A 26,626-nucleotide genomic window follows, 5' to 3' on the forward strand; every position below is an offset into this window, starting at 1 on the left:
GCAGGACAGCGCGCTGCCGTCGCCGGTACTGACCCTTCAGAATTCTTCAGACACGCTTCCAGCACTTCAGCGAAGGACCGGGCTCAAATCCAGTCTCCTTTCCGATGGAGCCCGACCATGCGTCCGTTGATGCCCTTCCTCCTTCTGCTGCTGGCATTCATACCCCACACCACCGGCGCCGCAACGCCTGCCTCCGTCCGCCTGCCCGCCCTGGAGCAGGCCATCGCCCGCGATGACCTCAAGCAGATCCGCAGCGTGCTGCTGCAGGTCGACGGCAACGTCGTCTACGAGGGCTACTTCAACGGCGCGGACGCGGGCACCCTGCACGATGTGCGCTCGGCCAGCAAAAGCGTGACAGCACTGCTGATCGGCGCCGCCATCGGCGAGGGGGCGCTGCCGGGCGTGCAGGCCCGGGTCTACGACTACTTCCCCGGATTCACCGCGCGCCACGTCGTCGACCCGCGCCTGCGCGCCATCACCCTGCAGGATCTGCTGACCATGAGCAGCCTGTGGGAATGCGACGACGAGAACCCATTCTCGAGCGGCCACGAAGAGCGCATGTACGTGAGCGAGCGTTGGCTGGACTTCGCCCTGTCCCTGCCGGTGAAGGGCTTCGCGCCCTGGATGCAGCGACCGGAGGACAGCCCTCATGGCCGTTCCTTCGCGTACTGTACGGCCGACTCGTTCGTGCTCGGCGCCGTGCTCGAGAGGGCCACCGGCATGCCACTGTCGGACTATGCCGCCCGGACACTGGAGCGTCCGCTGGGCATCACCGAGAGCCACTGGAACCGTTCACCGGAGGGCATCGGAATGGGAGGGGGCGGCACGCGCTACCGCAGCCGCGACCTGGCGCGGCTGGGGCAGCTGGTGCTGGATCAGGGGCGCGGCAATGGCCGGCAACTGGTTCCCCGTGATTTCATCGCTGCAATGATCCAGCCACAGGCCCGCACTGGCGATGGCAGCGAGTACGGCTACCAATGGTGGGGCCTGCAGCTGACGGTGCAGGGCAGGCAGCGGACCGTGTGGGCGATGTCCGGCAACGGCGGCAATTATGTCTTCCTGATTCCTGACAGGAATGCCGTGGCCGTAGTCACCAGCCAAGCCTACAACCGCAGCTTCGCCCATCCGCAGTCGCGGCGGATTCTCACTGAGTTCCTGCTTCCGGCACTGCGCTGAGACCGGACAGATCGGAGGGTCGCCATGCGGCGGCGAGGACCTGCGCGCGCTGCCTGGCGACATCCGCATCGATACGCGCCAGCAGCGGCTCCCACTCCGGCGCGCTGCGCAGCGGAGCATACAGCGGCGTGGCACGCAGCCATGCCGCATCGCGTAAGCCATCGTCCACCGCCTGGTGCAGCGCGGCCACGGCGGCCTTCGCATCACCCACCGACTGCAACAGCAGAGCCCGCTCGAGCGCAGCATCGGCCCAACCATCACCCCTCCCCGCCGGCAGGCGCTGCAATCGCGCACGTGCCCATGCCGGATCGATGGCCGTCGATCCGTACAGGCCCGCCAGCGTCTCTCCCAACGATTGCTGCGGCCGCAGCCGGTGCGCCGTCGCGAACGCCTCGGCCGCCGCCGCGGTGTCACCGGCCAGCAATGCCAGTTCTCCCTGTAGGCGCAGCAGCTGGGGATGTGGTGTGCCACGCGTCAATGCGATGGCCAGCTCCTCCCGGGCGCGCCCGGCGGCCCCGGCAACGTACAGGCTGCGCGGCCACGCGATGTTGGCGAACACGTTGTCCGGGTAAAGCTGGAAGTTGCGCGCATGGCGCTGCGCTGCCGCCTGGGTGAAACCGAGCAGTTCCATTTCGCGCGCCACCTGCACATCACGGAAGCGGATGCGTTCGGGTGCCTTGAGTGCGAGGTTGGCGCGCAGCGCCAGCGACAGGCGGCCCTGCTCCTGCTGCAGGTAGGCCAGCGATGCGCGGGTGCGCTCGTCCGCAGGATCGAGCTGGATCGCGCGCGCGTAGTCGGCTACCGCATCGTCCATCCGCCCAAGGCAATCATGCGCATACCCGCGCAGGGCGTACGTAGCACCGTCATGCGGCGCCCGTGCACGTTCGGAGTTGGCCAGCGCCAGCGCTTCGTGCATCTGCTGCGGAGAACCGTTGAACAGGCATCCCTGCGCCGACAATGCACGTGCCAGCCCACGCCGGGCCGCGCTGGATTCTGGATCGACCTGGAGTGCCTGGCGGTAGAGGGCGATCGCGCGTTCGTTGTTGCTCGCCTGGCCGATGCCGGCGTAATAGTCCGCGCGCTGCAGCAGGGACGTCGCTGCGGCGGGCGGAGCCTGGTCCGGCCACGCCAGCACCGCCACCGCCAACCCGCCCACCGCCACCAGCGCTGCAGCCCACCACCAGCGCCCTCGTGACGATCCGATCACTGGCGGCGGTGCCATCGGTATCGGTGCGGCGCACAGCTGATAGCCGCGCCCGCGCACCGAACGGATGTAGCGCGGCCGACGGCTGTCATCGCCGAGTGCCTGCCGCAGCAGTTTCACCCGCTGACTGACCGCATCCTCACCAACCACCGCAGGTGCCCAGACCTGGGCCGCCAACGTGTCGAAATCCACCACACGGGTGCCGTGTGCAAGCAGCACGTCGAACAGGGTCCAGCTCAGGCCACTGATGGGCAGGGCCTCACCGGCCCGGCTCACGCGCTGCGCCGGGCGGTCGATGTCCAGGTCGAGCAGGCGCAGGAGGTCCATGACAACAGCATAGCGGCAAGCCCGCTCAGGATGCCGGACAAAGAAAAAGCGGGCCGAAGCCCGCTTTCTCATTCCAGCGATGTCAGCGGCGGTGCTCAACCCGGGTTGACACCTGCCGTGATCGACCGTGGGTCGATCATTCGGCGCTGGCGCCCTCGCCTTCTTCCACGGCCTTCATCGACAGACGGATACGGCCCTGCTTGTCGACTTCCAGCACCTTGACCTTGACCACATCGCCTTCCTTCAGCTTGTCGCCGACCTTCTCGACGCGCTCGCTGGAGATCTGCGAGACGTGGACCAGGCCGTCCTTGCCCGGCAGGATGGTGACGAACGCGCCGAAGTCCATGATCTTGGCGACCTTGCCTTCGTAGATGCGGCCCGGCTCGACGTCCGAGGTGATCTGCTCGATGCGGGCCTTGGCGGCCTGGGCAGCGATCGCGTTGACCGAGGCAATGACGATGGTGCCGTCATCCTGGATGTCGATCTGGGTGCCGGTTTCCTTGGTGATGGCCTGGATGGTCGAGCCACCCTTGCCGATCACTTCGCGGATCTTGTCCGGGTGGATCTTGATGGTCAGCAGGCGCGGCGCGTAGTCGGACAGTTCCGAACGCGGAGCGGTCAGGCCGTGGGCCATTTCGCCCAGGATGTGCAGACGGCCAGCCTTGGCCTGCTGCAGCGCCTGCTTCATGATCTCTTCGGTGATGCCTTCGATCTTGATGTCCATCTGCAGGGCAGAGATGCCCTCAGCGGTACCGGCCACCTTGAAGTCCATGTCGCCCAGGTGATCTTCGTCACCCAGGATGTCGGACAGGACGACGAAGCGGTCGCCTTCCTTGACCAGACCCATGGCGATACCCGCCACCGGGGCCTTCACCGGCACGCCGGCGTCCATCAGGGCCAGCGACGAACCGCAGACCGAGGCCATCGACGAGGAACCGTTCGACTCGGTGATTTCCGAGACGACGCGGATGGTGTACGGGAAGGCTTCCAGCGACGGCATGACAGCCAGCACGCCGCGCTTGGCCAGGCGACCGTGGCCGATCTCGCGGCGCTTCGGACCCATCATGCGGCCGCACTCACCCACCGAGAACGGAGGGAAGTTGTAGTGGAACAGGAAGTTTTCCTTGTACTCACCGGCAACGGCATCGATGACCTGACCGTCGCGGGCGGTGCCCAGGGTGATGGTCACGATGGCCTGGGTTTCGCCGCGGGTGAACAGCGAGGAGCCGTGGGTACGCGGCAGCACGCCGGTCTTCACGGAGATCGGGCGGACGGTATCCAGCGCACGGCCGTCGATGCGGACCTTGGTGTCCAGCACCGAGTCGCGCATGGTGCGGTATTCCAGTTCGCCGAATTCCTTCGACAGCTCGGCCGGGTTCCAGCCTTCGGCAGCCACGCGGCCGGCCAGGGCTTCGACCACGTCCTTCTTGATCGCCGAGATGGCATCGCGACGCTGCAGCTTGTCACGCACCTGGAAGGCTTCGCCCAGGCGCGGGCCGATGGCTTCCTTCAGGGCGGCGATCAGCGCTTCGTTCTTGGCCGGGGCTTCCCAGGTCGACGGCTTGGTGCCGGCTTCGACGGTCAGCTCGTTGATCGCGTTGATGACCTTCTGCATTTCGCGGTGACCGAAGGTCACGGCGCCCAGCATCACTTCTTCCGACAGCAGCGCGGCTTCGGATTCGACCATCAGCACGGCGTTGGAGGTACCGGCAACGACCAGTTCCAGCTGCGAGTCAGCCAGTTCACTGACGGTCGGGTTCAGGATGTACTCGCCGTTCTTGTAACCGACCTTGGCAGCGCCGATCGGACCCATGAACGGGGTGCCGGCCAGAGCCAGGGCCGCCGAAGCACCGATCAGGGCCGGAATGTCACCGTCCACGTCCGGGTTCAGCGACATCACCGTGGCGATGATCTGCACTTCGTTCTTGTAGTCTTCCGGGAACAGCGGACGGATCGGACGGTCGATCAGACGCGAGATCAGGGTCTCCTTCTCGGTCGCACGGCCTTCGCGCTTGAAGAAACCACCCGGAATGCGGCCGCCGGCGTAGAACTTCTCCTGATAGTCGACGGTCAGCGGGAAGAAGTCCTGGCCTTCGCGCGCGCTCTTGGCGGCGACGGCGGTGACCAGCAGTACGGTGTCGTCCATCTTGACGATGACGGCGCCGCTGGCCTGACGGGCGACTTCGCCGGTCTCAAGCGTGACGGTGTGCTTGCCGTACTGGAAGGTTTTGGTGATTTTTGCCACGGAGGGTGTCCTTGGGGATGCTGTCTGCGAATTTGGACCGTCGGCGACCCTTGCCGCCAGCGGGTGACCGGATCGTTCCGGCCTGAATCGGGGATTGCGGTACTACAAAACAAAACCGCGGCGCATCGCTGCGCCGCGGGGGATTCGTTGCTTAGCGACGCAGGCCAAGCTTCTCGATCAGGGCCTTGTAACGCTCGACGTCCTTCTTCTTCAGGTAGTCGAGCAGGCTGCGACGGCGGTTGACCATCTGCAGCAGGCCGCGGCGGCTGTGGTGATCCTTCTTGTGGGTCTTGAAGTGACCGGTCAGCAGTTCGATGCGGGCGGTCAGCAGGGCCACCTGGACTTCCGGGGAGCCGGTGTCGGCGGCGCTGCGCTTGTTGTCTTCAATGACCTTCTGGGTGTCGATCGACATGTCTTTTTCTCAGTGATGCGTGGCCGGCAGGAACGCGCTTCGCGCACCGCCAGGCTCGCCGTGGACTACAGGGATGAAACCTGCGCGGGGCAGGCTGCCAGAAAATGGCCGCGAAATTGTAACGGCCAGGGGCTCCGGGGACAAGGACCGGGGCTGAACCGCCCCGCCCTGCTCAGAGGTTGAAGCGGCGCTGCGGGGCCAGCAGGCCACTGTCATCGACCTGACCGAGGCCCTGGACAGCGGCGTCCGGACCGAACACCGCCACCAGACCGCGCGGCCAGCCGGCATCGCGCAACCGCTGTCCCATGCAGAACCGTTGCGTCTGGCCGGCGTCCAGCTCGACCCGCGGATACCCGGCCAGACCGTCGGCCAGCGGCAGCAGCAGCGCATCCATGGCCGCCAGGTCGCCCGTTTCGACCATGGCCCGCAGCTGGTCCAGGGTGACCATCGCCGGCTCGCGGAACGGCTCCACCCACAGCCGGCGCAGGGCGCTGATGTGCGCACCACAGCCCAGCGCCTCGCCGAGATCACGCGCCAGGCTGCGGATGTAGGTACCCGAGCCACAGGTGACGCGCAGGCGCAGCCGCTCGGGCTGCTGTTCCAGGACCTCGATGGCATGCACCTGGACCTGCCGCTCCGGCGCCTCGATGGCGTCGCCGCGGCGGGCCTTCACGTACAGCGGCTCGCCTCCCTGCTTCAGCGCTGAATAGATCGGGGCCCGCTGGCGGATGCTGCCGGTCAGCGGTGCCAGCGCGGCCTGCAGAACGTCAGCAGTGATCTGCGGTACCGGGCGCTGCAGCAGCACCTCGCCTTCGGCGTCATCGGTGTCGGTGGTCTGGCCGAGCACGATCTCGGCGTCATAGGCCTTGGCCGAGCCCAGCAGCAGGCCGGCGATCTTGGTCGCCTCGCCGAAGCACAACGGCAGCAGGCCGGTGGCCAGCGGGTCGAGACTGCCGGTATGCCCGCCCTTCTCGGCACGGAACAGGCGGCGCGCCACCTGCAGGGCAGCGTTGGAGCTCATGCCGGTCGACTTGTCGAGCAGCAGGATGCCGTCCAGGCGGCGGAACTGAATTCGGGTCATGACAGATACGGGTGTAGCGCCGGACCATGCCCGGCAAGCGCGCGGCGCGGCCTGCATCAGACATCGCGCAGCCGGAATGCAGCAACGCCGGGCATGCCCGGCGTCGCGCGGTTATTCTTCGTCGCTCTCGCGGCGCTTCTCGGCAGCCACGGTGTCGGGCAGATCGCGCAGGATGTTGTCGATGTGCTCGCCCCGATCAACCGAGTCGTCGTAATGGAAATGCAGCTCCGGCACGTGGCGCAGCTTCATCGCCCGGGCCAGGTCCATGCGCAGGCGATAGCCCAGTTCCTTCAGGCCGGCCACCGCTTCGGCCGAACGTTCCGGCATCAGCGCGGTGACGAAGACCTTGGCATGGGCCATGTCGCGGGTGATTTCCACGTCGGACACGCTCACCGAGGGCAACCCGTGCTCGCGCACGGCGTTGTGCACCAGGGTGCCGAGTTCACGGCGCAGCTGGGCGGAGACACGGTCGGTTCGATGGAAAGTCTTGGGCACGCGGTCGGGCTCTTGAATTGAATGTGACCCGACCAAGGTCGGGCCCTACCGGGAGAGACGGCCCGACCGGGGTCGGGCGCCACCAGGGGTGGACCCGCCCGCGAGGGCCGGTCCGTTGCAGCATTACAGGGTACGCGGCACTTCGATGCGCTCGAAGCACTCGATCTGGTCGCCCGGCTTGACGTCGTTGTAAGCCTTCACGCCGATACCGCATTCGGTACCGTTGCGGACTTCCTCGACGTTTTCCTTGAAGCGACGCAGCGATTCCAGCTCGCCTTCGAACACCACCACGCTGTCGCGCAGGACGCGGATCGGCTTGCTGCGCTTGACCACGCCTTCGATGACCATGCAGCCGGCGACGGCGCCCAGCTTGGAGCTGCGGAAGACATCGCGGACCTCGGCGATACCGATGATCTCTTCGCGGATCTCCACGCCCAGCAGACCGGAGGCCACCTGCTTCACCTGATCGATCACGTCATAGATGATCGAGAAGTAACGCAGGTCCACGCCGTTGGATTCGATGATGCGACGGGCCGAAGCATCCGCACGCACGTTGAAGCCGATGACGGTGGCCTTGGAGGCGGCAGCCGAATTGGCGTCCGACTCGGTGATGCCGCCCACGCCGGAGTGGATCACGTTGATGCGGATGTCGTCGTTGGACAGCGCGACCAGGGCCTGGCTCAGCGCCTGCACCGAACCCTGCACGTCGGCCTTGATGACCAGGTTGAGGACCTGCTGGCCCTCACCCTTGCCCAGGGTCGCCATGATGTCTTCCATCCGGCTGCCCGCCGTGGCGACCAGGCGCGACTCGCGGCGCTTGGTCTCACGCTGCTGGGCAACGTCCTTGGCCAGACGCTCGTCCTCGACCACCACGAAGTCGTCACCGGCTTCCGGCACGCCGGACAGGCCCAGGACCTGCACCGGGATGGACGGGCCGGCAAACTCCGGCTGCTTGCCGGTTTCGTCGAACAGCGCTCGCACGCGGCCGTACTGGATGCCGCACACCAGGTAATCGCCCTTCTTCAGGCGGCCCTGCTGCACGAGCACGGTGGCGACCGGGCCGCGGCCCTTGTCCAGCGACGATTCAATCACCACGCCGGACGCGCGGCCTTCATCGACAGCCTTCAGCTCCAGCAGTTCGGCCTGGATCGAGATGGCGTCCAGCAGGTCGTCGATGCCCAGGCCGGTCTTGGCCGAGATCTCCACCATCTGGGTGTCGCCACCGAAGTCTTCGGCCACGACCTGCTCGGTCAGCAGTTCGTTCTTGACCCGCATCGGATCGGCGTCGGACTTGTCGATCTTGTTGATTGCCACGATCAGCGGCACGCCGGCGGAACGGGCATGCTGAATCGCTTCCTTGGTCTGCGGCATCACGCCGTCATCGGCAGCGACCACCAGCACCACGATATCGGTCAGCTTGGCACCGCGGGCACGCATCGAAGTGAAGGCCGCGTGGCCCGGGGTATCCAGGAAGCTGATCACGCCCTTCGGCGTATCCACGTGGTACGCACCGATGTGCTGGGTGATGCCGCCGGCTTCGCCGGTGGCGACCTTGGTGCGGCGGATGTAATCCAGCAGCGAGGTCTTGCCGTGGTCGACGTGGCCCATGATGGTGACCACCGGCGGGCGCTGCACGGCTTCGCCCTGGTTTTCACCGGTCGATGCCAGCAGTGCGTCTTCGGCGTCGTTGTCGTTGGCACGGATCGCCTTGTGGCCGAGTTCCTCGGTCACCAGCGCCGCCGTGTCGTGGTCGATGGACTGGGTGATGGTGGCCATCACGCCCATCTTGAACAGCGCCTTGACCACCTCGCCGCCCTTCAGCGCGAGCTTCTGCGCCAGGTCGGCCACGGTGATCGTGTCGCCGATCGCCACTTCACGCACGACCGGTGCGGTCGGACGTTCGAAGGCATGCGGACCGGCGTTGCTGCCACCGCGCGACATGTCGCGACGGCCGCCGGCCTGGTTCCGGCCGCCCGGACGACCACGGGTCGTGCTGTTGCTGTTGCCACGACGTGCACGGTCGGCGGCCGACAGGTGCATCTGGCCGGAGAAACGATCGCCCGGGCCACGCTCGTTGCGCGGCGCGCTGCGGTTGTTGCGGTCATCGCTGCGTGGCGGAGCGCCACGCGGGGCAGCCGGGGCTGCGGCCGGGGTACGCGGCGGACGCGGTGCGGTTTCGTCGATCGGAGCGCGCGTCTTCGGCTGGCTGGCGGCCAGCGCCTCGGCGGCCTTGGCGGCAACCGCTGCTTCCTCTGCAGCCTTCTTCTCGGCTTCGGCACGCTCCTTGGCGGCAATCTCTTCCTCGCGTGCACGGACGATGGCCTCGTCGCGCAGACGGTCCTTCTCGGCCAATGCCTGCTGTTCGGCGAGGTTGCGGGCGCGCGACTCTTCCAGCTTGCGCAGGATGTCGGCGCGCTCTTCGTCCGGAGTCATCGCACGGCCACCATCGGACTTGACGTAGGTACGCTTCTGGCGCACCTCGACATTCACGGTCGTCTTGCTGCGACCGGAATTGACCGTCACTTCCTGCTGTTTACGGCGGTTGAGGGTGATCTTCTTTGCAGACTGATCGGTCTCTTCCGGCGCCTGCTCGGGCTTGCCGTGCGAACGACGAAGGAAGCCCAGGAGCTTCACCTTCTCGGTGCTGGTCACGACCTGGTCGGGACCGCTGAACTTCATGCCGGCACCGGCCAGCTGTTCAAGCAGTTTTTCGACCGGTGTGTTGACCAGTTCGGCAAGCTTGCGGATGGTGGTTTGCTGCGACATTCGGATCCTATGATCTTGTGGGCGCCCCCCCGCATCTGGAGGTGGCGCGGATTCTACGCCCTGAGCGGCTCAGGGCCCTGTTCATTGCCGGCTCATTCGCCGCGTTCCAGTCGGGCGATCTCCTCGGCACGCGCGGCCAGGATCAGCGCGGCGGCGCGCTCCTGGTCCAGCCCTTCGATGCCGAAGTCCACGACCTCGTCGGCGGCCAGGTCGGAGAGATCCTCGCTGGTGCGCACGCCGTGGCCGGCCAGCGCATACGCGGTGGCTTCGTCCATGCCCTTCAGGGACAGCAGGTCCTGCGCCGGCTGGCCGTCTTCAAGGCCTTCCTCGACTGCCAGGGCCTCATTGAGCAGCGCATCGCGGGCACGAGCGCGCAGCTCTTCGACGATATCCTCGTCGAAACCTTCCACGGCCAGCAGTTCGCCGACCGGGACATAAGCGATTTCCTCGACGGTGCCGAAGCCTTCGCTGACCAGGATGCCGGCGATCTCCTCGTCCACTTCCAGCTTGTCCATGAACAGCTGGCGGGCCGAAGCCTGCTCGGCCTCCGACTTGGCGGTGACCTGGTCCTGGGTCATCACGTTGAGCTGCCAGCCGGTCAGGCGGCTGGCCAGGCGCACGTTCTGGCCACCCTTGCCGATCGCCTGGGCCAGGCGGTCCTCGGCAACGGCCAGATCCATCGAGTGCTTGTCCTCATCGACGATGATCGACTGCACCTCGGCCGGCGCCATCGCATTGATGACGAAGTTGGCCGGGTTGTCGTTCCACAGCACGATATCCACGCGCTCGCCATTGAGCTCGTTGGACACCGCCTGCACGCGCGAACCGCGCATGCCGATGCAGGCACCGATCGGATCGGTGCGCTGGTCGTGGGCCAGCACGGCGATCTTGGCGCGGTCGCCCGGATCGCGGGCACAGGCCTTGATTTCCACCAGGCCCTGACCGACTTCCGGCACTTCCAGCTTGAACAGCTCGATCATGAACTCCGGTGCGGCGCGGCTGATGAACAGCTGCGGGCCACGCGGCTCCGAGCGCACTTCGGCCAGGTAGCCGCGGACGCGGTCACCGGCGCGCAGCACGTCGCGCGGAATGCCCTTGTCCTTCGGGATGAAGCCTTCCGCGTTGCCGCCGAGGTCGACGTAGATGTTGCCGCGCTCGGCACGCTTGACCACACCGGTGATCAGCTCGCCGACGCGGTCCTTCCATGCGTCCACGACCTGCTGGCGCTCGGCTTCGCGAACGCGCTGCACGATCACCTGCTTGGCGGCCTGGGCGGCGATGCGGCCGAAGTCCGGGTTCTCGATCTGCTCTTCGATGTAATCGCCGACGTCCACGCCCTCGGCTTCATCGATGGCGTCCATCAGGCGGATCTGGCGGTCGGGCGACTCCATGACCACGTCATCGGCCACCACTTCCCAGCGACGGAAGGTTTCGTAGCTGCCATCCTTGTGGTCGATGACCACGCGGGTCAGCACTTCCTCGTCGGGATAGCGCTTCTTCGCTGCCGAGGCCAGGGCGGCCTCGATGGCATCGAAGATCACTTCACGCGGCACGCCCTTCTCGTTGGCGACCGCGTCGACTACCAGCAACAGTTCCTTGCTCATTGGCTCACTCCGCGCGCGGCTTCTTTGCCGCCGGCTCGTTGGAAGAAGAATTCTTGTTCGGCTTCGGACGCTTCGGTGCCGGACCGGTCGGCTTGCTCGGGGCCAGCCCCAGCGCCACCCAGTCGGGCAGGATCCGTGCCTTGTCGATGTTGTCCGCCGACACGACCACTTCGGCCTTGTCGACGATGAAGGTGATGGTGCCCGCAACCTCGTCGGTCGCTTCGATACGGCCCTGCAGGCGACGTCGGTTGTCCTGCGGCAGCTTCAGGGTGACCTTGGCCGACTCCCCCAGGTGGCGAGTGAACTGCTCCAGGTTGAACAGCGGACGATCGACGCCCGGCGAGGACACTTCCAGCGTGTAGTTGCCGCTGATCGGGTCTTCGACGTCCAGCTGCGCCGACACTTCGCGGCTGACCCGCTCGCAGTCGTCGACATTGATGATGCGCTCGGGCTGTTCAGCCAGCGGCACGTCGATGTAAAGGCGCAGGGTCGCACCGCCGGGGGCCGGCAGATACTCAACGCCCAGCAGCTCCAGGCCCAGCGACACAACGGTCGGGGCGAGCAGATTCGCGATGTCGGTTGCCTTGTCGCTCACAGCCTGCCTTGATCTCTTGGTTGGGTGCCGGCCATGGCCGGCGTGAACATGACGCCCCGGAAACGACAAAGGGCCCGCAGGGCCCCTTTTTCCGGAAAGACTCCGGTGACTGGATTCCGGTTGCAGCACGCCTCGAAGGCATGTTGCGAGCCCTCCTTCCGGGTGAGGTCTCCCCAGGGGAGCGCCGCCTTCAGGGGTACTGCTTAGGCCGATGATGATAGCGGCTGCACCGCGCTGGTGCAAGGCAGGGACCCGGGGTCAGATCCCTTTTCCACGGAAAAAGGGATCTGACCCCGAACACGTGGAAAGCACACAGACCTCAAAGAAAAACGCCTTCGAAGCAGCACTTCGAAGGCGATCTCTTTACTTGGTAGCGGGGGCAGGATTTGAACCTGCGACCTTCGGGTTATGAGCCCGACGAGCTGCCAGACTGCTCCACCCCGCATCAGAAGCGGAATCATGAGGCATAACTGCAATAAATGCAAGCTTTCCCTCATTCATCAAGCCGGATGGCGCCGGTCTGATGTTGGTAGCGGGGGCAGGATTTGAACCTGCGACCTTCGGGTTATGAGCCCGACGAGCTGCCAGACTGCTCCACCCCGCACCGGAAGTGTTTGAGCTGCTGCCCCACCCTGGCGAGGGGGCTGTCGCAACGATGTTCTGGCTGAACCGCTGCAGTGACAACTCAGGCTGCGCATATTACACGAATCGCGCAGCTTTGTGTCAACTTTTATGCAAGATGCGCAAAAGCCTGCTGGCACCAGACCATGATCGGGTTCCAGGCCAGGCCCAGCGCCAGCAGCGCCAGCGCGTTCACGCCCAGCACCAGGCCCAGCACGCGATCGTTGCTGCGCGGAATGGCCTCGCCCACCGGCTCATCGAAGTACATGACCTTGATGACCCGCAGGTAGTAGAAGCAGCCGACCACTGCGCACAGCACGCCGAGGATCGCCAGCCACAGCAGGCCGCCGTTGACGGCCGCACCCAGCACCGCCAGCTTGGTCCAGAAGCCGAGGAACGGCGGAATGCCCGCCAGCGACGCCATGATGCACAGCACCAGGCCGGCCATCCACGGGTTGCGCGCGTTGAGGCCCTTGAAGTCCTCGATGTTCTCGGCCTCGAAGCCGGCACGCGACAGCGCGATGATCGCGCCGAAGGCAGCGGTGGACATGATGGCGTAGGCCAGCGCATAGAACAGCGCGGCGGCGTAGCCCTGCGAGCCACCACCGGCGATGCCCATCAGCAGGAAGCCGATGTGCGAGACGGTGGAGAACGCCAGCATGCGCTTGAGATTGCTCTGCGCGATCGCCATCAGGTTGCCGATCACCAGCGATACGGCGGCCAGGCCGGCGATCAGCAGCTGCAGCTCGGTCGACAGCGGGCCCACGCCCATTTCCAGCAGGCGGTAGGCCATGCCGAACGCAGCCAGCTTCGGTGCCGAGCTGATGAACAGCGCGATCGGCGCCGGAGCACCCTGGTAGACGTCCGGCAGCCACATGTGGAACGGCGCCGCGCCCAGCTTGAAGGCCACGCCCGCGATCATGAACACCGCGCCGGTGATCAGCAGCACGCGCTCTTCGGAATGCGGGATGGCATCGCGGATCACGTCCAGGTGCAGGCTGCCGGTGGCGCCGTAGATCAGCGACATGCCATACAGCAGCAGGCCGGAGGCAAGCGAACCGAGCACGATGTACTTCATCGCCGCTTCCGAGGCCAGACCGCTGTCACGGTTGCTGGCCACCAGCGCATACGAGCACAGCGCCAGCAGTTCCAGGCCCAGGTAGACCATCAGCAGGCTGCCGGCCGAGACCAGGATCATCATGCCGGCCGTGCCGAACAGGATCAGTACCGGGATCTCGCCCTGGAACAGATTGCGGTCGCGCAGGTAGCGCCAGCCGTACACAAGGGTCAGGCCGCTGAGCAGCACGATCCCGGTCTTCATCACGTCCGCGGCGGTATCGCGCACGAACATGCCATGGAAGACCTCTCCCTGCCCGCCCACGCCGGTCGCCAGCATGAACAGCACGACGGCCAGTGCAGCAACCGAGAACAGGTGGGTGACGATCTTGTTCCGCTCGCTGACGAACAGGTCGAGGATCATCAGGGCGAAGGCGCTGCCGATCAGCACCAGCTCGGGGGCGAGCGGAGGCAGGTCAGCAGCGGTCAATGGCAGCAGCGGCGAGGTGGTCATCATCAAATCCTGGAATTACAGCAGCTTGCTGGATGCGATCTGCATCGCCAGCTTCGCGATCGAGGGCTCCATCAGGTCGGTCAGCGGCTTGGGGTAGATGCCCAGGGCAAGCACGCCGATGGCGAACACGCCCAGCACCAGCCATTCGCGGCCGTTGATGTCCTTCAGTTCGGCGACATGGCTGTTGGCCACTTCGCCGAAGAAGATGCGCTTGTACAGCCACAGGGTATAGGCCGCACCGATGATCAGGGTGGTGGCCGCGCCCAGGGCGATCCACGGATTACGCTGGAAGGCGGACAGGATGACCATGAACTCGCCGACGAAACCGCTGGTGCCCGGCAGGCCCGCATTGGCCATGAAGAACAGCATGGCGAAGGTGGCGAACCAGGGCATCACGTTGACCACGCCGCCGTAATCGGCGATGCGGCGGCTGTGCATGCGGTCGTACAGCACGCCGACGCAGGAGAACATCGCACCGGACACGAAGCCGTGCGAGATCATCTGCACCATCGCGCCCTGCAGGCCCAGGCGGGCGGCATCGACGTTGCCGGCTTCACGCACCAGCCACAGGGCAATGAAGGTACCCAGGGTGACGAAACCCATGTGCGCGATCGACGAGTACGCGATCAGCTTCTTCATGTCGTCCTGGACCAGGGCGACCAGGCCGACGTAGATCACCGCGATCAGCGACAGCGCGATCACCAGCCAGGCCCATTCCAGCGAAGCATCCGGCACGATCGGCAGGTTGAAGCGCAGGAAGCCGTAACCACCGATCTTCAGCGCGATGGCGGCCAGGATCACCGAACCGGCGGTCGGCGCTTCCACGTGCGCATCCGGCAGCCAGGTGTGCACCGGGAACATCGGCACCTTGACCGCGAAGGCGATCAGGAAGGCGAAGAAGATCCAGGTCTGCTCCTTGGCCGTCAGCGGCAGCGCGTACAGATCGGCCAGCTGGAAGCTGCCGCCCTTCATGTACAGGTAGATCAGCGCCACCAGCATCAGCACGGAGCCGAGGAAGGTGTAGAGGAAGAACTTCAGTGCGGCGTAGATGCGACGCGGGCCACCCCAGACACCGATGATGAGGAACATCGGGATCAGCATCGCTTCGAAGAACACGTAGAACAGCATCGCGTCCGTCGCGGCGAAGATGCCGACGGTGACGCCTTCCAGGATCAGGAAGGCCGCCACGTACTGGTTGACGCGCTTGTCGATCGCGCTCCAGGCACCGATCAGGGCAAGCACGCTGACCAGGGTGGTCAGCAGGATCAGCGCCACGGCGATGCCGTCCACGCCCAGGTTGTAGCCGATCTTGTACGCCGGGATCCACGCATGGGTCTCGACGAACTGCAGGCCATCGATGCCCGGGTTGTAGCCGCCCAGCAGCGAGAGGCTCGCCACGAAGGTCAGCACCGCCACGCCCAGCGACGCCCAGCGGGCGGTCTGCGCATCACGGATCGCAAGGATCAGGGCACCACCGATGATCGGCAGCCAGATGAGGACACTGAGTAGAGGCCAGTTCGACACGTCTTCTTATTCCGTACAGGTCATCAACGCAGGTAATGCATCAGCACGCCCAGCAGGGCAATCAGGCCGATGATCATCGCGAAGGCGTAGTGATAGAGGAAACCGGATTGGGTACGACGCAGCACGCCGGCTGCGACGTCCACAACACGTGCCGAGAGATTGACCACGCCGTCGACGATGTTGCTGTCGATCCAGCGCGAGACCCTGCCGAGCTTGACGCTGCCACCGGCAAAGCCATCGATCCACAGCTTGTCGAAGCCGTACTTGTTTTCCAGCACCGACACCAGCGGGGCGAAGGCCTTGCGTGCCTTGCCCGACAGGTCCGGCTTCCACAGGTAGAACAACGCGGCCAGCAGGAAGCCCGCCAGGGTCAGCCAGAACGGCGGCAGCATCATGCCGTGCAGCGCGAACGCCACCGGGCCATGGAATTCCTCGCCGAGGAAGGCCACGGTGTTCTTGGCCGGATCGTAGAAATCAACGATGCCGGTGAAGAACGTGGTCGCCTGGCCCTTGATCGCCTCATGGGCGTGGTGGCCGGCCCAGTCGGTGCCGTGCAGCATCGGACCGATGCTGAAGAAGCCGATGGCGATCGACGGGATGGCCAGCAGGATCAGCGGCAGGGTCACCACCCACGGGGTCTCGTGCGGCTCGTGCGCGCCGTGGCCATGACCGTGGTCGTCATGGTGGGCGTCGGCATGATGCGCATCGGCGGCATGGTGATCGTCATGGCCGTGGCCATGATCGTCATGCGCGTCGCGGAAGCGCTCCTTGCCATGGAAGGTCATGAACAGCAGGCGGAAGCTGTAGAAGCTGGTCACCAGCACGCCGCCCAGCACCGCCCAGTAGCCATAGGTGGCCACCCAGCTGCCCTGGATATGGGCATGGATCTCGGCGGCCTCGATGATGGTGTCCTTCGAGTAGAAGCCGGAGAAGAACGGCGTACCGACCAGGGCCAGGGTACCGATCCACATGGTGATGAAGGTGATCGGCATGTACCTGCGCAGGCCGCCCATCTTGCGCATGTCCTGCTCGTGGTGCATGGCGATGATGACCGAACCGGCGCCGAGGAACAGCAGCGCCTTGAAGAAGGCGTGGGTCATCAGGTGGAACACGGCAGCCGAATAGGCCGAAACACCCAGCGCCACGGTCATGTAGCCCAGCTGCGACAGCGTCGAGTACGCGACCACGCGCTTGATGTCGTTCTGCACGATACCGATCAGGCCGGTGAAGAAGGCCGTGGTGGCACCGATGAACAGGATGAAGTCCAGCGCGGTCTGCGACAGCTCGAACAGCGGCGACATGCGGGTGACCATGAAGATACCGGCGGTCACCATGGTCGCGGCGTGGATCAGCGCCGAGATCGGCGTCGGGCCTTCCATCGAATCCGGCAGCCACACGTGCAGCGGGACCTGGGCCGACTTGCCCATGGCGCCGATGAACAGGCAGATGCAGATCAGGGTGGCGATCGACCAGATCACCGGCTCGTTCAGCAGCTGCATCCCGAACAGGGTGCCGTCCCAGATCTGCAGCTGGGCGCGCGGGTCGGCCAGCATGCTGGCCTGCGAGAACACCTCGGAGTAGTCCAGGGTGCCGAACACCCACAGCACGCCGGCGATACCCAGCAGGAAGCCGAAGTCACCGACGCGGTTGACCAGGAACGCCTTCATGTTGGCGAAGATCGCGGTCGGGCGCTTGAACCAGAAGCCGATCAGCAGGTACGACACCAGGCCCACCGCTTCCCAGCCGAAGAACAGCTGCAGGAAGTTGTTGCTCATCACCAGGGTGAGCATCGAGAAGGTGAACAGCGAGATGTAGCTGAAGAAGCGCTGGTAGCCCGGATCGTCCTGCATGTAGCCGATCGTGTAGATGTGGACCAGCAGCGACACGAAGGTCACCACCACCATCATCATCGCGGTCAGCTTGTCGACCATGAAACCGACGTGGGCCGAGTACTGGCCGACTTCGAAGAAGGTGTAGACGTTCTGATTGAACGGCTGCGCCCCACCCCACAGCAGCTGGTACAGCGTGTACATCGACAGGCCGCACGCAACCGCAACGCCGAGGATGGTGATGGTCTGCGCGCCGAAGCGCTTGACCTGGCGACCGAACAGGCCGGCGATGATGCTGCCGAACAGCGGTGCAAGCACCACTGCGATCAACAGACTCTTGGAGAGAGTGATTTCCATCTGTAGATCAGCCCTTCAGCGAATCGACTTCGCCGACATTGATCGTGCGGCGGGTACGGAACAGGGTCACCAGGATCGCCAGGCCGATGGCGGCCTCGGCAGCGGCGACGGTCAGGATGAAGAACACGAACAGCTGGCCGGATGGATCGCCCAGCTGGCGCGAGAATCCGACGAAGTTGATGTTCACCGACAGCAGCATCAACTCGATGGACATCAGCAGCACGATGATGTTCTTGCGGTTGAGGAAGATGCCGGCAAGGCTGATGCAGAACAGCACCGCGCCCAGCGCCAGGATATGGCCCAGAGTGATCATGCCTTGGTCTCCTCTTCGCCGGCCGCAGGCGTGCTGTTGCTGTGCACCACCGGCTGCTCGGCACTCATCTTGACCACGCGCAGGCGATCGTGCGCCTTGACCATGGTCTGCTGCGTCGGGTTCTGGCTCTTCAGGCCTTCGCGGCGACGCAGGGTCAGCATCACCGCGGCCACCACGGCCACGGTCAGGATGACGGCGGCGAACTCGAACGGCAGCAGGTACTCGGTGAACAGGCTGCGGGCCAGCCAGGTGACGTTGGACGTGTCAGCGGCCAGAGCGGCCGCATTGTCGGCCGGGAACGGATTGACCGCCCTGCCCTTGACGCCGATCAGCATCAGCATCTGCACCAGCATCGCCACGGCCACGATCAGGCCGACCGGCAGGTAACGCACCCAGCCCTCACGCAGGTTCGACGGATCGATGTCGAGCATCATCACCACGAACAGGAACAGCACCATCACCGCGCCGACGTAGACCAGCACCAGCGCCACACCGAGGAACTCGGCGCCCACCAGCAGCCACACGCAGGCAACGGAGAAGAAGGTCAGCACCAGGCACAGAACGGCGTGCACGGGGTTGCGCACGCTGATCACCGCCGCGGCGGAGATGCCGGCCACGATGGCGAAGACCCAGAAAGCGATATTTACCCAATCCATCTCTCGACCTCAGCGGTAAGCGGCATCGGCGGCGCGACGCTCGGCGATCTCGGACTCGAGACGGTCGCCCAGGGCCAGCAGCTGCGGCTTGGTAACGATGTTTTCGCCACGATTCTCGAAGTGGTACTCGAGGATGTGGGTTTCGACGATCGAGTCCACCGGGCAGCTTTCCTCACAGAAGCCGCAGAAGATGCACTTGAACAGGTCGATGTCGTAGCGGGTGGTGCGGCGGGTGCCGTCCTCGCGCTTGGCCGAATCGATGGTGATGGCCAGCGCCGGGCAGACCGCCTCGCACAGCTTGCAGGCGATGCAGCGCTCTTCACCGTTGGGATAGCGGCGCAGCGCATGCAGGCCACGGAAGCGCGGCGACTGCGGGAACTTCTCCATCGGGTACATCATCGTGTACTTCGGCCTGACGCTGTACTTCAGCGTCAGCCAAAGGCCGGCCAGCAGTTCGAGCAGCAGCAGGCTCTTGAAGTAATGGGTAATCCTGTTCATCACTTTAGACGCCCTTTTGAATCACGCCGAAGAACACCATGACGGCGGTGACCGCGATCCAGAAAATGGTCAGCGGAATGAAGACCTTCCAGCCCAAGCGCATGATCTGGTCGTAGCGGAAGCGCGGGAAGCTGGCACGGAACCAGATGTAGGCACTGGCGAAGAAGAACACCTTGACGAACAGCCACGGCGCGCCACCCTTCCAGATCCAGTCGACCAGCGGCGACACAGTGCCCGGATCGACCCAGCCCTGGATCGGGCTCAGCCAGCCACCGAGGAAGAAGATCGAGATCAGGAAACTGATCAGGATCATGTTCGCGTACTCGGCCAGGAAGAACAGCGCGAACGCGCCGCCGGAGTACTCGACCATGTGGCCAGCGACGATTTCCGACTCGCCTTCCACCACGTCGAACGGCGCACGGTTGGTCTCGGCCACGCCGGACACCCAGTACACGACGAACAGCGGGAACAGCGGAATCAGGAACCAGTCGAAGAAGCCGGAACTGCCGGCCTGGGCCATCACGATGTTGCTCAGGTTCAGGCTGCCCGAAGCGATCATGACGCCGACCAGGGCGAAACCCATCGCGATTTCGTAGCTGATCATCTGCGCCGAGGCACGCATCGCACCCAGGAACGCATACTTCGAGTTGGACGCCCAGCCGGCCAGGATGATGCCGTAGATGCCCAGCGAGGTCATCGCCAGCAGGTACAGCAGGCCGGCATTGGCGTTGGACAGCACGATCTGCGAATCGAACGGAATCACCGCCCAGGCCGCGAACGCCGGGGCCAGGGTGATCAGCGGTGCCAGCAGGTAGATCGCCTTGTTGGCGTTGCTCGGCTGGACCACTTCCTTGAACAGCAGCTTGAAGACGTCGGCGAAGGCCTGGAAGATGCCCATACCCACGTACATCGGGCCGTGGCGGACGTGCATCCAGCCGATCAGCTTGCGTTCCCAGACCACGTAGAAGGCCACCGAGACGATCACCGGTACGGTGATCACCAGGATCTTCAGGATGATCCAGAGCAGCGCGCCGATGTCACCGAGGCCGAGCAGCCACTGGTGCAGCGGATCGACCGCGTTCAACAGCAATTCGTTCATGCAGCCACCACCGTTACGCGAGCGGCACCCAGCGGCGCGGTCGCGCCGTGGCCCGATTCAATCCAGACCGAACCCGCAGCGACGCGGGCGTCGACCAGCACCGGCAGGGTGGCGCGACCGGCATCGGTGCCGACCTTGGCCATCTGCCCTTCCTGCAGCTGCAGGCGTGCGGCATCTTCCGTGTTGAGGACGATGCGCGGGGCGTTGTTCAGCGGATGCGACTGCAGCGCCGGAGCGCGGCGGACCACGGCATCGGTGCGGTAGATCGCCGCCGTCGAGGCCACTTCCAGGCCTTCGCCTGCAACGGCCGGCTGGGCCGACGCAGCCACGGTGACCGATACCGGTGCCAGGCTGGCACGCAGGCCCGCCAGATCGATGAAGTCGAAACCGGCCACCGCCAGCTCACCGCCCAGCGCACGCAGGACGCGCCAGCCTTCGCGGGCCTCGCCCGGCAGCTTGCCACCGGCACGGGCCGACTGTTCGCGGCCATCGAGGTTGGTCAGGGTGGCGTCGATTTCCGGCAGCGCACCGATCGGCAGGATCACATCGGCGACGTCGCGGGTCGAGGCGCAGGCGAAGTGGCTGAACGCCACGACCTGGGCACCGGCCAGCGCCTTGCGCGCGGCAGGCGCATCGGCGAAGTCCAGGCCCGGCTCCAGGCCGTACACCACGTAGGCCTGGCGCGGCTGCGCCAGCATCGCGGCGACGTCCCTGCCGGCCGGCAGCACGCCCGCACGGGTCAGGCCGACAGCGTTGGCGCCCTGCGGAATGCGGCACAGGCGAGCACCGGTGGCGGTGGCGAAATCACGCGCGGCGGCGCGGATCGCGGCAGCCTGCGGGTGGTTCTCGGCGATGGCACCGACGATCAGCACGGTGTTGCTGCCACCCTGCACCGCCGAACGCAGCTCGGCATTGGCCAGGGCATCGACGAACTGCGACGGTGCGACGATCTGCTTGCCGGCGATGCTGAAGGCGAAGTCGAAGTCGACCGGGTTGACGACGTGGATCTTCGCGCCGTTCTGGGTCTGCGCCTTGCGCAGGCGGGCATGCAGCAGCGGCAGTTCATGGCGGATGTTGCTGCCCAGAATCACGATGCGGTCAGCGCCTTCGATCTCCGCCAGCGGCAGGCCGAACACTTCGGCGGTGGCGGCGTCGGAGAAATCGCGGTTGTTGATGCGGTGATCGATGTTGCCCGAACCCAGGCCCTTGGCCAGGCGCGCCAGCAGAGCGCCTTCCTCGTTGGAGGTCGACGGGTGCACCAGCACGCCCAGGGTGTCGCCCTGGTTCGCCTTGAGGATGTCGGCGGCAGCGGCCAGGCCTTCGGCCCAGCTCACTTCCTTCCACTCGCCGTTGACCTTGCGCAGCGGCTTGACCGCACGGTCTTCGCTGTACAGGCCCTGGTGCGAGTAGCGGTCGCGGTCGGACAGCCAGCATTCGTTGACCGCTTCGTTGTCGCGCGGCACCGAACGCAGCACTTCACCGCGGCGCACATGCAGGAACAGGTTCGAACCCATCGCGTCGTGGTAACCCAGCGACTCGCGCGCGGTCAGCTCCCACGGACGGGCACGGAACTGGAACACCTTGTTGGTCAGCGCGCCGACCGGGCAGACGTCGACGACGTTGCCGGACAGTTCGGTGGTCAGGGGCTTGCCGTCGTAGGTACCGATCTGCAGGTTCTCGCCGCGGTACATGCCACCCAGTTCATAGGTGCCCGCCACTTCGGCGGTGAAGCGGACGCAGCGGGTGCACTGGATGCAGCGGGTCATCTCGGTGGCGACCAGCGGACCCATGTCCTCGTCCGGGACCACGCGCTTGCGCTCGTTGAAGCGGCTGACCGAACGGCCATAGCCCAGTGACACGTCCTGCAGCTCGCACTCGCCGCCCTGATCGCAGATCGGGCAGTCCAGCGGATGGTTGATGAGCAGGAACTCCATCACCGAGCGCTGGAACTTCAGCGCCTTCTCGCTGCGGGTGGCGACCTTCATGCCGTCCATCACCGGCGTGGCGCAGGCCGGCGCCGGCTTCGGCGACTTCTCCACGTCCACCAGGCACATGCGGCAGTTGGCGGCGATCGGCAGCTTCTCGTGGTAGCAGAAGCGCGGAATCGGAATGCCGGCCTTGTCGGCGGCCTGGATGATCATCGAACCCTTGGGCACGACCAGGGACTTGCCATCGATCTCGATGGTCACATGGTCCGGTGGCACGTTCGGGTTTACGGGTTGCGCGCTCATGCGGCGGCTGCCTCCACCTTCTTGCCGTCAACCATCGAATGACCGTTGACGATGTAGTACTCGAATTCGTCCCAGAACTGGCGCAGGAAACCCTGGATGGGCCATGCCGCCGCTTCGCCGAACGCACAGATGGTGTGGCCTTCGATCTGGCCGGCCACCGCCTTCAGCTGGTGCAGGTCTTCCATCGTGGCCTTGCCGGCGACGATGCGCTCGAGCACGCGGTGCATCCAGCCGGTGCCTTCACGGCACGGCGTGCACTGGCCGCAGGATTCCTTGTGGAAGAACTGGCTGATGCGGCAGGCGAACTTGACGCAGCACACGCTGTCATCCAGCACCACGACCGCCCCGGAACCCAGGCCGGAGCCCAGCGCACGGATGGTGTCGTAGTCCATCGGCAGGCCCTTCAGCTCCGCCGCGGTGAGCACCGGCATGGAGACGCCGCCCGGAATCGCACCCTTCAGGGTACGGCCCGGGCGCAGGCCACCGGCCATTTCCAGCAGCTCGTCGAAGGTGGTGCCAAGCGGCACTTCAAAGTTGCCGCCGTTCTGCACGCAGCCGGAGACCGAGAAGCACTTCGGGCCGCCATTGGCGGTCCGGCTCAGGCCCTTGAACCACTCCGGACCGTTGCGGATGATCGCCGGCACCGAGCCGTAGGTCTCGGTGTTGTTGATCGTCGACGGCTTGCCGTACAGGCCGAAGTTGGCCGGGAACGGCGGCTTGTAGCGCGGCTGTCCCTTCTTGCCTTCCAGCGATTCCATCAGCGCGGTTTCTTCGCCGCAGATGTAGGCACCGGCACCGAGAGCACCGTAGATGTCGATGTCCACGCCGGAGCCCAGCACGTTCTTGCCCAGCCAGCCGTTCGCGTAGGCGTCGGCCAGGGCCTGTTCGAAGTGCTCGAAGGGCTCGTGGTGGAACTCGCCGCGCAGGTAGTTGTAGCCCACGGTCGAACCGGTGGCGTAGCAGGCGATCGCCATGCCTTCCACCACCGAATGCGGGTTGTAACGCAGGATGTCGCGATCCTTGCAGGTGCCCGGCTCGGATTCATCCGAATTGCAGAGGATGTACTTCTGCATGTTGCCCTTGGGCATGAAGGACCACTTCAGGCCGGTCGGGAAGCCTGCGCCACCGCGGCCGCGCAGGCCGGAGGCCTTGACCATCTCGATGACCTGCTCCGGCGGGATCTTCTCTTCGAGGATCTTGCGCAGGGCGGCGTAGCCACCGGTCTTGAGGTAGCTTTCGTACGACCACGGAGTGTCGTAATGCAGGGTGGTGTAGACCACCTGGTGCGGCAGCGGAGCGGGACCGACCGGGCCCTTGGATTCGTGGTGATGTGCCATGCCCTTACTCCAGCCCGTCCAGCAGCTCGTCGACCTTTTCCAGGGTCAGACGCTCATGGTAGTGACCGTTGATGACCATCATCGGCGCACCGCCGCAGCCGGCCAGGCACTCTTCCTCGCGCTTGAGGTAGACGCGGCCGTCCGGGGTCGATTCGCCGTGCTTGATGCCCAGCTTCTTCTCGCAGTGGCGCACGATGTCCTCGGCGCCATTGAGCCAGCAGCTGATGTTGGTGCAGATGGCCACGTTGTTGCGGCCCACCTTCTCGGTCTCGAACATCGAGTAGAAGCTGGCGACCTCGTAGGCCCACACCGGCGGCAGGTCCAGGTACTTGGCCACGCCGGCGATCAGCTCGTCGGTCAGCCAGCCCTCGTTCTGCTCCTGGGCCGCATGCAGGCCCTGCAACACGGCAGAGCGCTTGCGGTCCGGCGGGAACTTGGACAGCCAGTGATCGATGTGAGCGCGGGTCTTGTCGCTCAGCACCACCATCGGGTCGACGTCGCGCGCCGCCTCGAAATTACCTGTCGCCTTCATCGGCCGACCTCAGCGAAATGCATAACGTGAAATTCCAGGAACTGCGGCGCCGGCTTGCGCCGGCTGCCTGCAGCAGGCGTTGGCGTGGCAGACGGCATTACCGGTCAACCTCGCCGAACACCAGATCGTAGGTACCGATCATCGCCACCACGTCGGCCAGCATGTGGCCGCGCACGACCGAGTCGATCGAGGACAGGTGGGCGAAGCCCGGCGCACGCAGGTGCACGCGGAAGGGCTTGTTGGCGCCGTCGGAAACCAGGTAGCAGCCGAACTCACCCTTCGGGGCCTCCACCGCCGAGTAGGTCTCGCCGGCCGGCACGCAGTAGCCTTCGCTGAACAGCTTGAAGTGGTGGATCAGCGCTTCCATGTCGTCCTTCATGTCCTCGCGGCTGGGCGGAGCGACCTTGAAGTTCTTGACCATGACCGGGCCGGGGTTGGCCTTCAGCCATGCCACGCACTGCTTGATGATGCGGTTGGACTCACGCATCTCGGCGACGCGGACCAGATAACGGTCGTAGCAGTCGCCTTCCTTGCCCAGCGGAATGTCGAAATCAACGGCATCGTACTTGGCATACGGACGCTTCTTGCGCAGATCCCAGGCGATGCCCGAGCCGCGCAGCATGACGCCGGTCATGCCCCACTGGTGCGCCAGTTCCGGGGTGACCACGCCGATGCCGACGGTGCGCTGCTTCCAGATGCGGTTGTCGGTCAGCAGGGTTTCGTACTCGTCGACGCGACCCGGGAACTCATTGGTGAAGTTCTCCAGGAAATCCAGCAGCGAGCCCTCGCGCGAAGCATTGAGCTGCTTCAGCGCCTTGCCCTTGTGCCAGCGGGATTCCTTGTACTTCGGCATGTGGTCCGGCAGGTCGCGGTAGACACCGCCCGGACGGTAGTACGCCGCGTGCATGCGCGCGCCGGAAACCGCTTCGTAGCAGTCCATCAGCTCTTCGCGCTCGCGGAAGGCATACAGCATCACCGCCATCGCGCCCAGGTCGAGCGCGTTGGAACCCAGCCACATCAGGTGGTTGAGGATGCGGGTGATCTCGTCGTACATGGTACGGATGTACTGCGCACGCTCCGGCGCCTCGATCCCCATCAGGGTCTCGATCGCGCGCACGTAGGCGTGCTCGTTGCACATCATCGACACGTAGTCCAGGCGATCCATGTAGCCGATCGACTGGTTGAACGGCTTGGACTCGGCCAGCTTCTCGGTACCACGATGCAGCAGGCCGACGTGCGGGTCGGCGCGCATGATGGTCTCGCCGTCCATCTCCAGGATCAGGCGCAGCACGCCATGCGCGGCCGGATGCTGCGGGCCGAAGTTCATGGTGTAGTTGCGGATTTCCTGCCGGCTTTCGGCGGCATTGCTGGCGAACGCTTCGCCGGCCTGGTGTACGTGGCTCACTTCACTGCCTCCTGCGCGCGCTCGCCGGCTGCGGTCTGCAGACGGGCGTCGTCGCGGATCACGCGCGGTACGCCGACACGCGGCTCAACCGAGGTGACCGGTTCGTAGATCACGCGCTTCTTTTCTTCGTCGTAGCGCACTTCGACATTGCCGATCAGCGGGAAGTCCTTGCGGAACGGATGGCCGACGAAACCGTAGTCGGTCAGGATCCGGCGCAGGTCCGGGTGGCCTTCGAAGATCACGCCATACAGATCGAACGCTTCGCGCTCGAACCAGTTCAGGCCCGGCCAGATGCCGGTCAGCGAGGACACCACCGGCAGTGCTTCGTCAGGTGCGAAGCAGCGCAGGTGCATCATCAGGTTGTGCTGGTACGAGCGCAGCTGCGCCACCACGGCAAAGCGCTGGGTCGGCATGTGCTGCGGGCGGGCGCCTTCGGCACTCTCCTCGCTGGGGAACTCGCCCCACGCGAAGCGGCCCTGCGCCTTGCCCTCGACGCCGCGGCTGAAGCCGTGCGAGGACACGTCGGCGGTGTCCCATTCGTCGGAGCCATAGCCCAGGTAGTCCACGCCGCAGAGGTCCACGGCCTGCTCGAAACCAAACTCGTCACGCAGCGCCAGGGCGGTGGCGTGCCACTCGGCGGCAGGCACTTCCAGCGTCACTTCGCCGCGGGGTTCGACCACGATGACCTTCGCACCAGCGAAACGTGCGGAGAGTCGGTCGATGAAGGATGCTTGCTCTGCCATGGGGGC

21 protein-coding genes and 2 tRNA genes are annotated in these 26,626 nt (G+C 65.4%); 1 reads left to right on the top strand and 22 read right to left on the bottom strand.

The annotated features are described in order from the left end of the window. Nucleotides 1-117: 117 nt before the first annotated feature. On the top strand, nucleotides 118-1,176 hold the full coding sequence (locus ACZLIF_RS14580) for a serine hydrolase domain-containing protein (RefSeq protein ID WP_128988817.1): 1,059 nt from the start codon (nucleotides 118-120) through the stop codon (nucleotides 1,174-1,176). Here ACZLIF_RS14580 and ACZLIF_RS14585 read toward each other — a convergent pair. The 22 genes from ACZLIF_RS14585 to ACZLIF_RS14690 form a co-directional block, all read right to left on the bottom strand. Continuing rightward, nucleotides 1,145-2,707, bottom strand: a complete 1,563-nt coding sequence (locus ACZLIF_RS14585) for a winged helix-turn-helix domain-containing protein (RefSeq protein WP_128988819.1) — start codon at nucleotides 2,705-2,707, stop codon at nucleotides 1,145-1,147. The genes ACZLIF_RS14580 and ACZLIF_RS14585 overlap by 32 nt on opposite strands. Nucleotides 2,708-2,843: 136 nt before the next feature. Next, on the bottom strand, nucleotides 2,844-4,952 hold the full coding sequence (pnp, locus tag ACZLIF_RS14590) for a polyribonucleotide nucleotidyltransferase (protein WP_053518678.1): 2,109 nt from the start codon (nucleotides 4,950-4,952) through the stop codon (nucleotides 2,844-2,846). Between the two features lie 151 nt (nucleotides 4,953-5,103). After that, entirely contained in the window at nucleotides 5,104-5,364 is a 261-nt protein-coding gene (gene rpsO, locus ACZLIF_RS14595; protein ID WP_005417886.1) for a 30S ribosomal protein S15, read from the bottom strand. Between the two features lie 172 nt (nucleotides 5,365-5,536). Continuing rightward, nucleotides 5,537-6,445 carry a tRNA pseudouridine(55) synthase TruB gene (truB, locus tag ACZLIF_RS14600; RefSeq protein ID WP_065181858.1) on the bottom strand — a complete coding sequence of 303 codons (909 nt, stop codon included), beginning with the start codon at nucleotides 6,443-6,445 and terminating at the stop codon, nucleotides 5,537-5,539. 111 nt (nucleotides 6,446-6,556) lie between these two features. Continuing rightward, a complete protein-coding gene (gene rbfA / locus ACZLIF_RS14605; RefSeq protein ID WP_053518676.1) occupies nucleotides 6,557-6,940 on the bottom strand; it encodes a 30S ribosome-binding factor RbfA in 384 nt (127 codons plus the stop codon). A 123-nt stretch (nucleotides 6,941-7,063) separates the two neighbouring features. Further along, entirely contained in the window at nucleotides 7,064-9,706 is a 2,643-nt protein-coding gene (gene infB, locus ACZLIF_RS14610; protein ID WP_053518674.1) for a translation initiation factor IF-2, read from the bottom strand. Between the two features lie 92 nt (nucleotides 9,707-9,798). Beyond that, on the bottom strand, nucleotides 9,799-11,310 hold the full coding sequence (gene nusA, locus ACZLIF_RS14615) for a transcription termination factor NusA (RefSeq protein WP_053518673.1): 1,512 nt from the start codon (nucleotides 11,308-11,310) through the stop codon (nucleotides 9,799-9,801). 4 nt (nucleotides 11,311-11,314) lie between these two features. After that, the gene (gene rimP, locus ACZLIF_RS14620; RefSeq protein ID WP_128988821.1) at nucleotides 11,315-11,905 is read right to left on the bottom strand and encodes a ribosome maturation factor RimP; all 591 of its coding nucleotides are present in this window, start codon (nucleotides 11,903-11,905) and stop codon (nucleotides 11,315-11,317) included. A 368-nt stretch (nucleotides 11,906-12,273) separates the two neighbouring features. Then, nucleotides 12,274-12,350 (bottom strand) — tRNA-Met (locus ACZLIF_RS14625). An 82-nt stretch (nucleotides 12,351-12,432) separates the two neighbouring features. Next, a tRNA-Met gene (locus tag ACZLIF_RS14630) sits at nucleotides 12,433-12,509 on the bottom strand. 126 nt (nucleotides 12,510-12,635) lie between these two features. Beyond that, nucleotides 12,636-14,096: an NADH-quinone oxidoreductase subunit NuoN gene (gene nuoN, locus ACZLIF_RS14635; protein ID WP_053519920.1), complete on the bottom strand. Its 1,461-nt coding sequence runs from the start codon at nucleotides 14,094-14,096 to the stop codon at nucleotides 12,636-12,638. Between the two features lie 15 nt (nucleotides 14,097-14,111). Beyond that, nucleotides 14,112-15,620 (bottom strand): NADH-quinone oxidoreductase subunit M, encoded by a 1,509-nt coding sequence (locus ACZLIF_RS14640; protein ID WP_053519919.1) that lies wholly within the window; start codon nucleotides 15,618-15,620, stop codon nucleotides 14,112-14,114. Nucleotides 15,621-15,643: 23 nt separating this feature from the next. After that, the gene (gene nuoL / locus ACZLIF_RS14645) at nucleotides 15,644-17,806 is read right to left on the bottom strand and encodes an NADH-quinone oxidoreductase subunit L (protein WP_053519918.1); all 2,163 of its coding nucleotides are present in this window, start codon (nucleotides 17,804-17,806) and stop codon (nucleotides 15,644-15,646) included. Between the two features lie 7 nt (nucleotides 17,807-17,813). Next, nucleotides 17,814-18,119, bottom strand: coding sequence for an NADH-quinone oxidoreductase subunit NuoK (gene nuoK / locus ACZLIF_RS14650; RefSeq protein WP_053519917.1), 306 nt, complete (start codon nucleotides 18,117-18,119; stop codon nucleotides 17,814-17,816). After that, nucleotides 18,116-18,775, bottom strand: a complete 660-nt coding sequence (locus ACZLIF_RS14655; protein ID WP_128988555.1) for an NADH-quinone oxidoreductase subunit J — start codon at nucleotides 18,773-18,775, stop codon at nucleotides 18,116-18,118. The genes nuoK and ACZLIF_RS14655 overlap by 4 nt, the downstream gene beginning before the upstream one ends. A gap of 9 nt (nucleotides 18,776-18,784) precedes the next feature. Next, nucleotides 18,785-19,273: an NADH-quinone oxidoreductase subunit NuoI gene (nuoI, locus tag ACZLIF_RS14660; protein WP_053519915.1), complete on the bottom strand. Its 489-nt coding sequence runs from the start codon at nucleotides 19,271-19,273 to the stop codon at nucleotides 18,785-18,787. 4 nt (nucleotides 19,274-19,277) lie between these two features. Further along, nucleotides 19,278-20,372: an NADH-quinone oxidoreductase subunit NuoH gene (nuoH, locus tag ACZLIF_RS14665; RefSeq protein WP_053519914.1), complete on the bottom strand. Its 1,095-nt coding sequence runs from the start codon at nucleotides 20,370-20,372 to the stop codon at nucleotides 19,278-19,280. Then, nucleotides 20,369-22,603, bottom strand: a complete 2,235-nt coding sequence (nuoG, locus tag ACZLIF_RS14670; protein ID WP_128988553.1) for an NADH-quinone oxidoreductase subunit NuoG — start codon at nucleotides 22,601-22,603, stop codon at nucleotides 20,369-20,371. Before nuoG ends, nuoH begins: the two co-directional genes overlap by 4 nt. Further along, nucleotides 22,600-23,940, bottom strand: a complete 1,341-nt coding sequence (gene nuoF, locus ACZLIF_RS14675) for an NADH-quinone oxidoreductase subunit NuoF (RefSeq protein WP_065175540.1) — start codon at nucleotides 23,938-23,940, stop codon at nucleotides 22,600-22,602. The genes nuoG and nuoF overlap by 4 nt, the downstream gene beginning before the upstream one ends. A 4-nt stretch (nucleotides 23,941-23,944) precedes the next feature. Further along, nucleotides 23,945-24,472, bottom strand: a complete 528-nt coding sequence (nuoE, locus tag ACZLIF_RS14680) for an NADH-quinone oxidoreductase subunit NuoE (protein ID WP_006381132.1) — start codon at nucleotides 24,470-24,472, stop codon at nucleotides 23,945-23,947. 97 nt (nucleotides 24,473-24,569) lie between these two features. Next, entirely contained in the window at nucleotides 24,570-25,877 is a 1,308-nt protein-coding gene (locus ACZLIF_RS14685; RefSeq protein WP_053519911.1) for an NADH-quinone oxidoreductase subunit D, read from the bottom strand. Next, complete coding sequence (locus tag ACZLIF_RS14690) at nucleotides 25,874-26,620, bottom strand: NADH-quinone oxidoreductase subunit C (RefSeq protein ID WP_065181852.1); 747 nt, start codon at nucleotides 26,618-26,620, stop codon at nucleotides 25,874-25,876. Before ACZLIF_RS14690 ends, ACZLIF_RS14685 begins: the two co-directional genes overlap by 4 nt. Nucleotides 26,621-26,626: the final 6 nt, after the last annotated feature.

The organism is Stenotrophomonas sp. 2201_Sma (genome assembly GCF_056486685.1).

Excerpts from the sequence above, each read along its gene's own strand:
- ACZLIF_RS14580 (WP_128988817.1), top strand. The coding sequence starts at position 118 with ATGCGTCCGTTGATGCCCTTCCTCCTTCTGCTGCTGGCATTCATACCC.
- ACZLIF_RS14585 (WP_128988819.1), bottom strand. The coding sequence starts at position 2,707 with ATGGACCTCCTGCGCCTGCTCGACCTGGACATCGACCGCCCGGCGCAG.
- rpsO (WP_005417886.1), bottom strand. The coding sequence starts at position 5,364 with ATGTCGATCGACACCCAGAAGGTCATTGAAGACAACAAGCGCAGCGCC.
- truB (WP_065181858.1), bottom strand. The coding sequence starts at position 6,445 with ATGACCCGAATTCAGTTCCGCCGCCTGGACGGCATCCTGCTGCTCGAC.
- infB (WP_053518674.1), bottom strand. The coding sequence starts at position 9,706 with ATGTCGCAGCAAACCACCATCCGCAAGCTTGCCGAACTGGTCAACACA.
- nusA (WP_053518673.1), bottom strand. The coding sequence starts at position 11,310 with ATGAGCAAGGAACTGTTGCTGGTAGTCGACGCGGTCGCCAACGAGAAG.
- nuoN (WP_053519920.1), bottom strand. The coding sequence starts at position 14,096 with ATGACCACCTCGCCGCTGCTGCCATTGACCGCTGCTGACCTGCCTCCG.
- nuoL (WP_053519918.1), bottom strand. The coding sequence starts at position 17,806 with ATGGAAATCACTCTCTCCAAGAGTCTGTTGATCGCAGTGGTGCTTGCA.
- nuoK (WP_053519917.1), bottom strand. The coding sequence starts at position 18,119 with ATGATCACTCTGGGCCATATCCTGGCGCTGGGCGCGGTGCTGTTCTGC.
- ACZLIF_RS14655 (WP_128988555.1), bottom strand. The coding sequence starts at position 18,775 with ATGGATTGGGTAAATATCGCTTTCTGGGTCTTCGCCATCGTGGCCGGC.
- nuoI (WP_053519915.1), bottom strand. The coding sequence starts at position 19,273 with ATGAACAGGATTACCCATTACTTCAAGAGCCTGCTGCTGCTCGAACTG.
- nuoH (WP_053519914.1), bottom strand. The coding sequence starts at position 20,372 with ATGAACGAATTGCTGTTGAACGCGGTCGATCCGCTGCACCAGTGGCTG.
- nuoG (WP_128988553.1), bottom strand. The coding sequence starts at position 22,603 with ATGAGCGCGCAACCCGTAAACCCGAACGTGCCACCGGACCATGTGACC.
- nuoF (WP_065175540.1), bottom strand. The coding sequence starts at position 23,940 with ATGGCACATCACCACGAATCCAAGGGCCCGGTCGGTCCCGCTCCGCTG.
- nuoE (WP_006381132.1), bottom strand. The coding sequence starts at position 24,472 with ATGAAGGCGACAGGTAATTTCGAGGCGGCGCGCGACGTCGACCCGATG.
- ACZLIF_RS14690 (WP_065181852.1), bottom strand. The coding sequence starts at position 26,620 with ATGGCAGAGCAAGCATCCTTCATCGACCGACTCTCCGCACGTTTCGCT.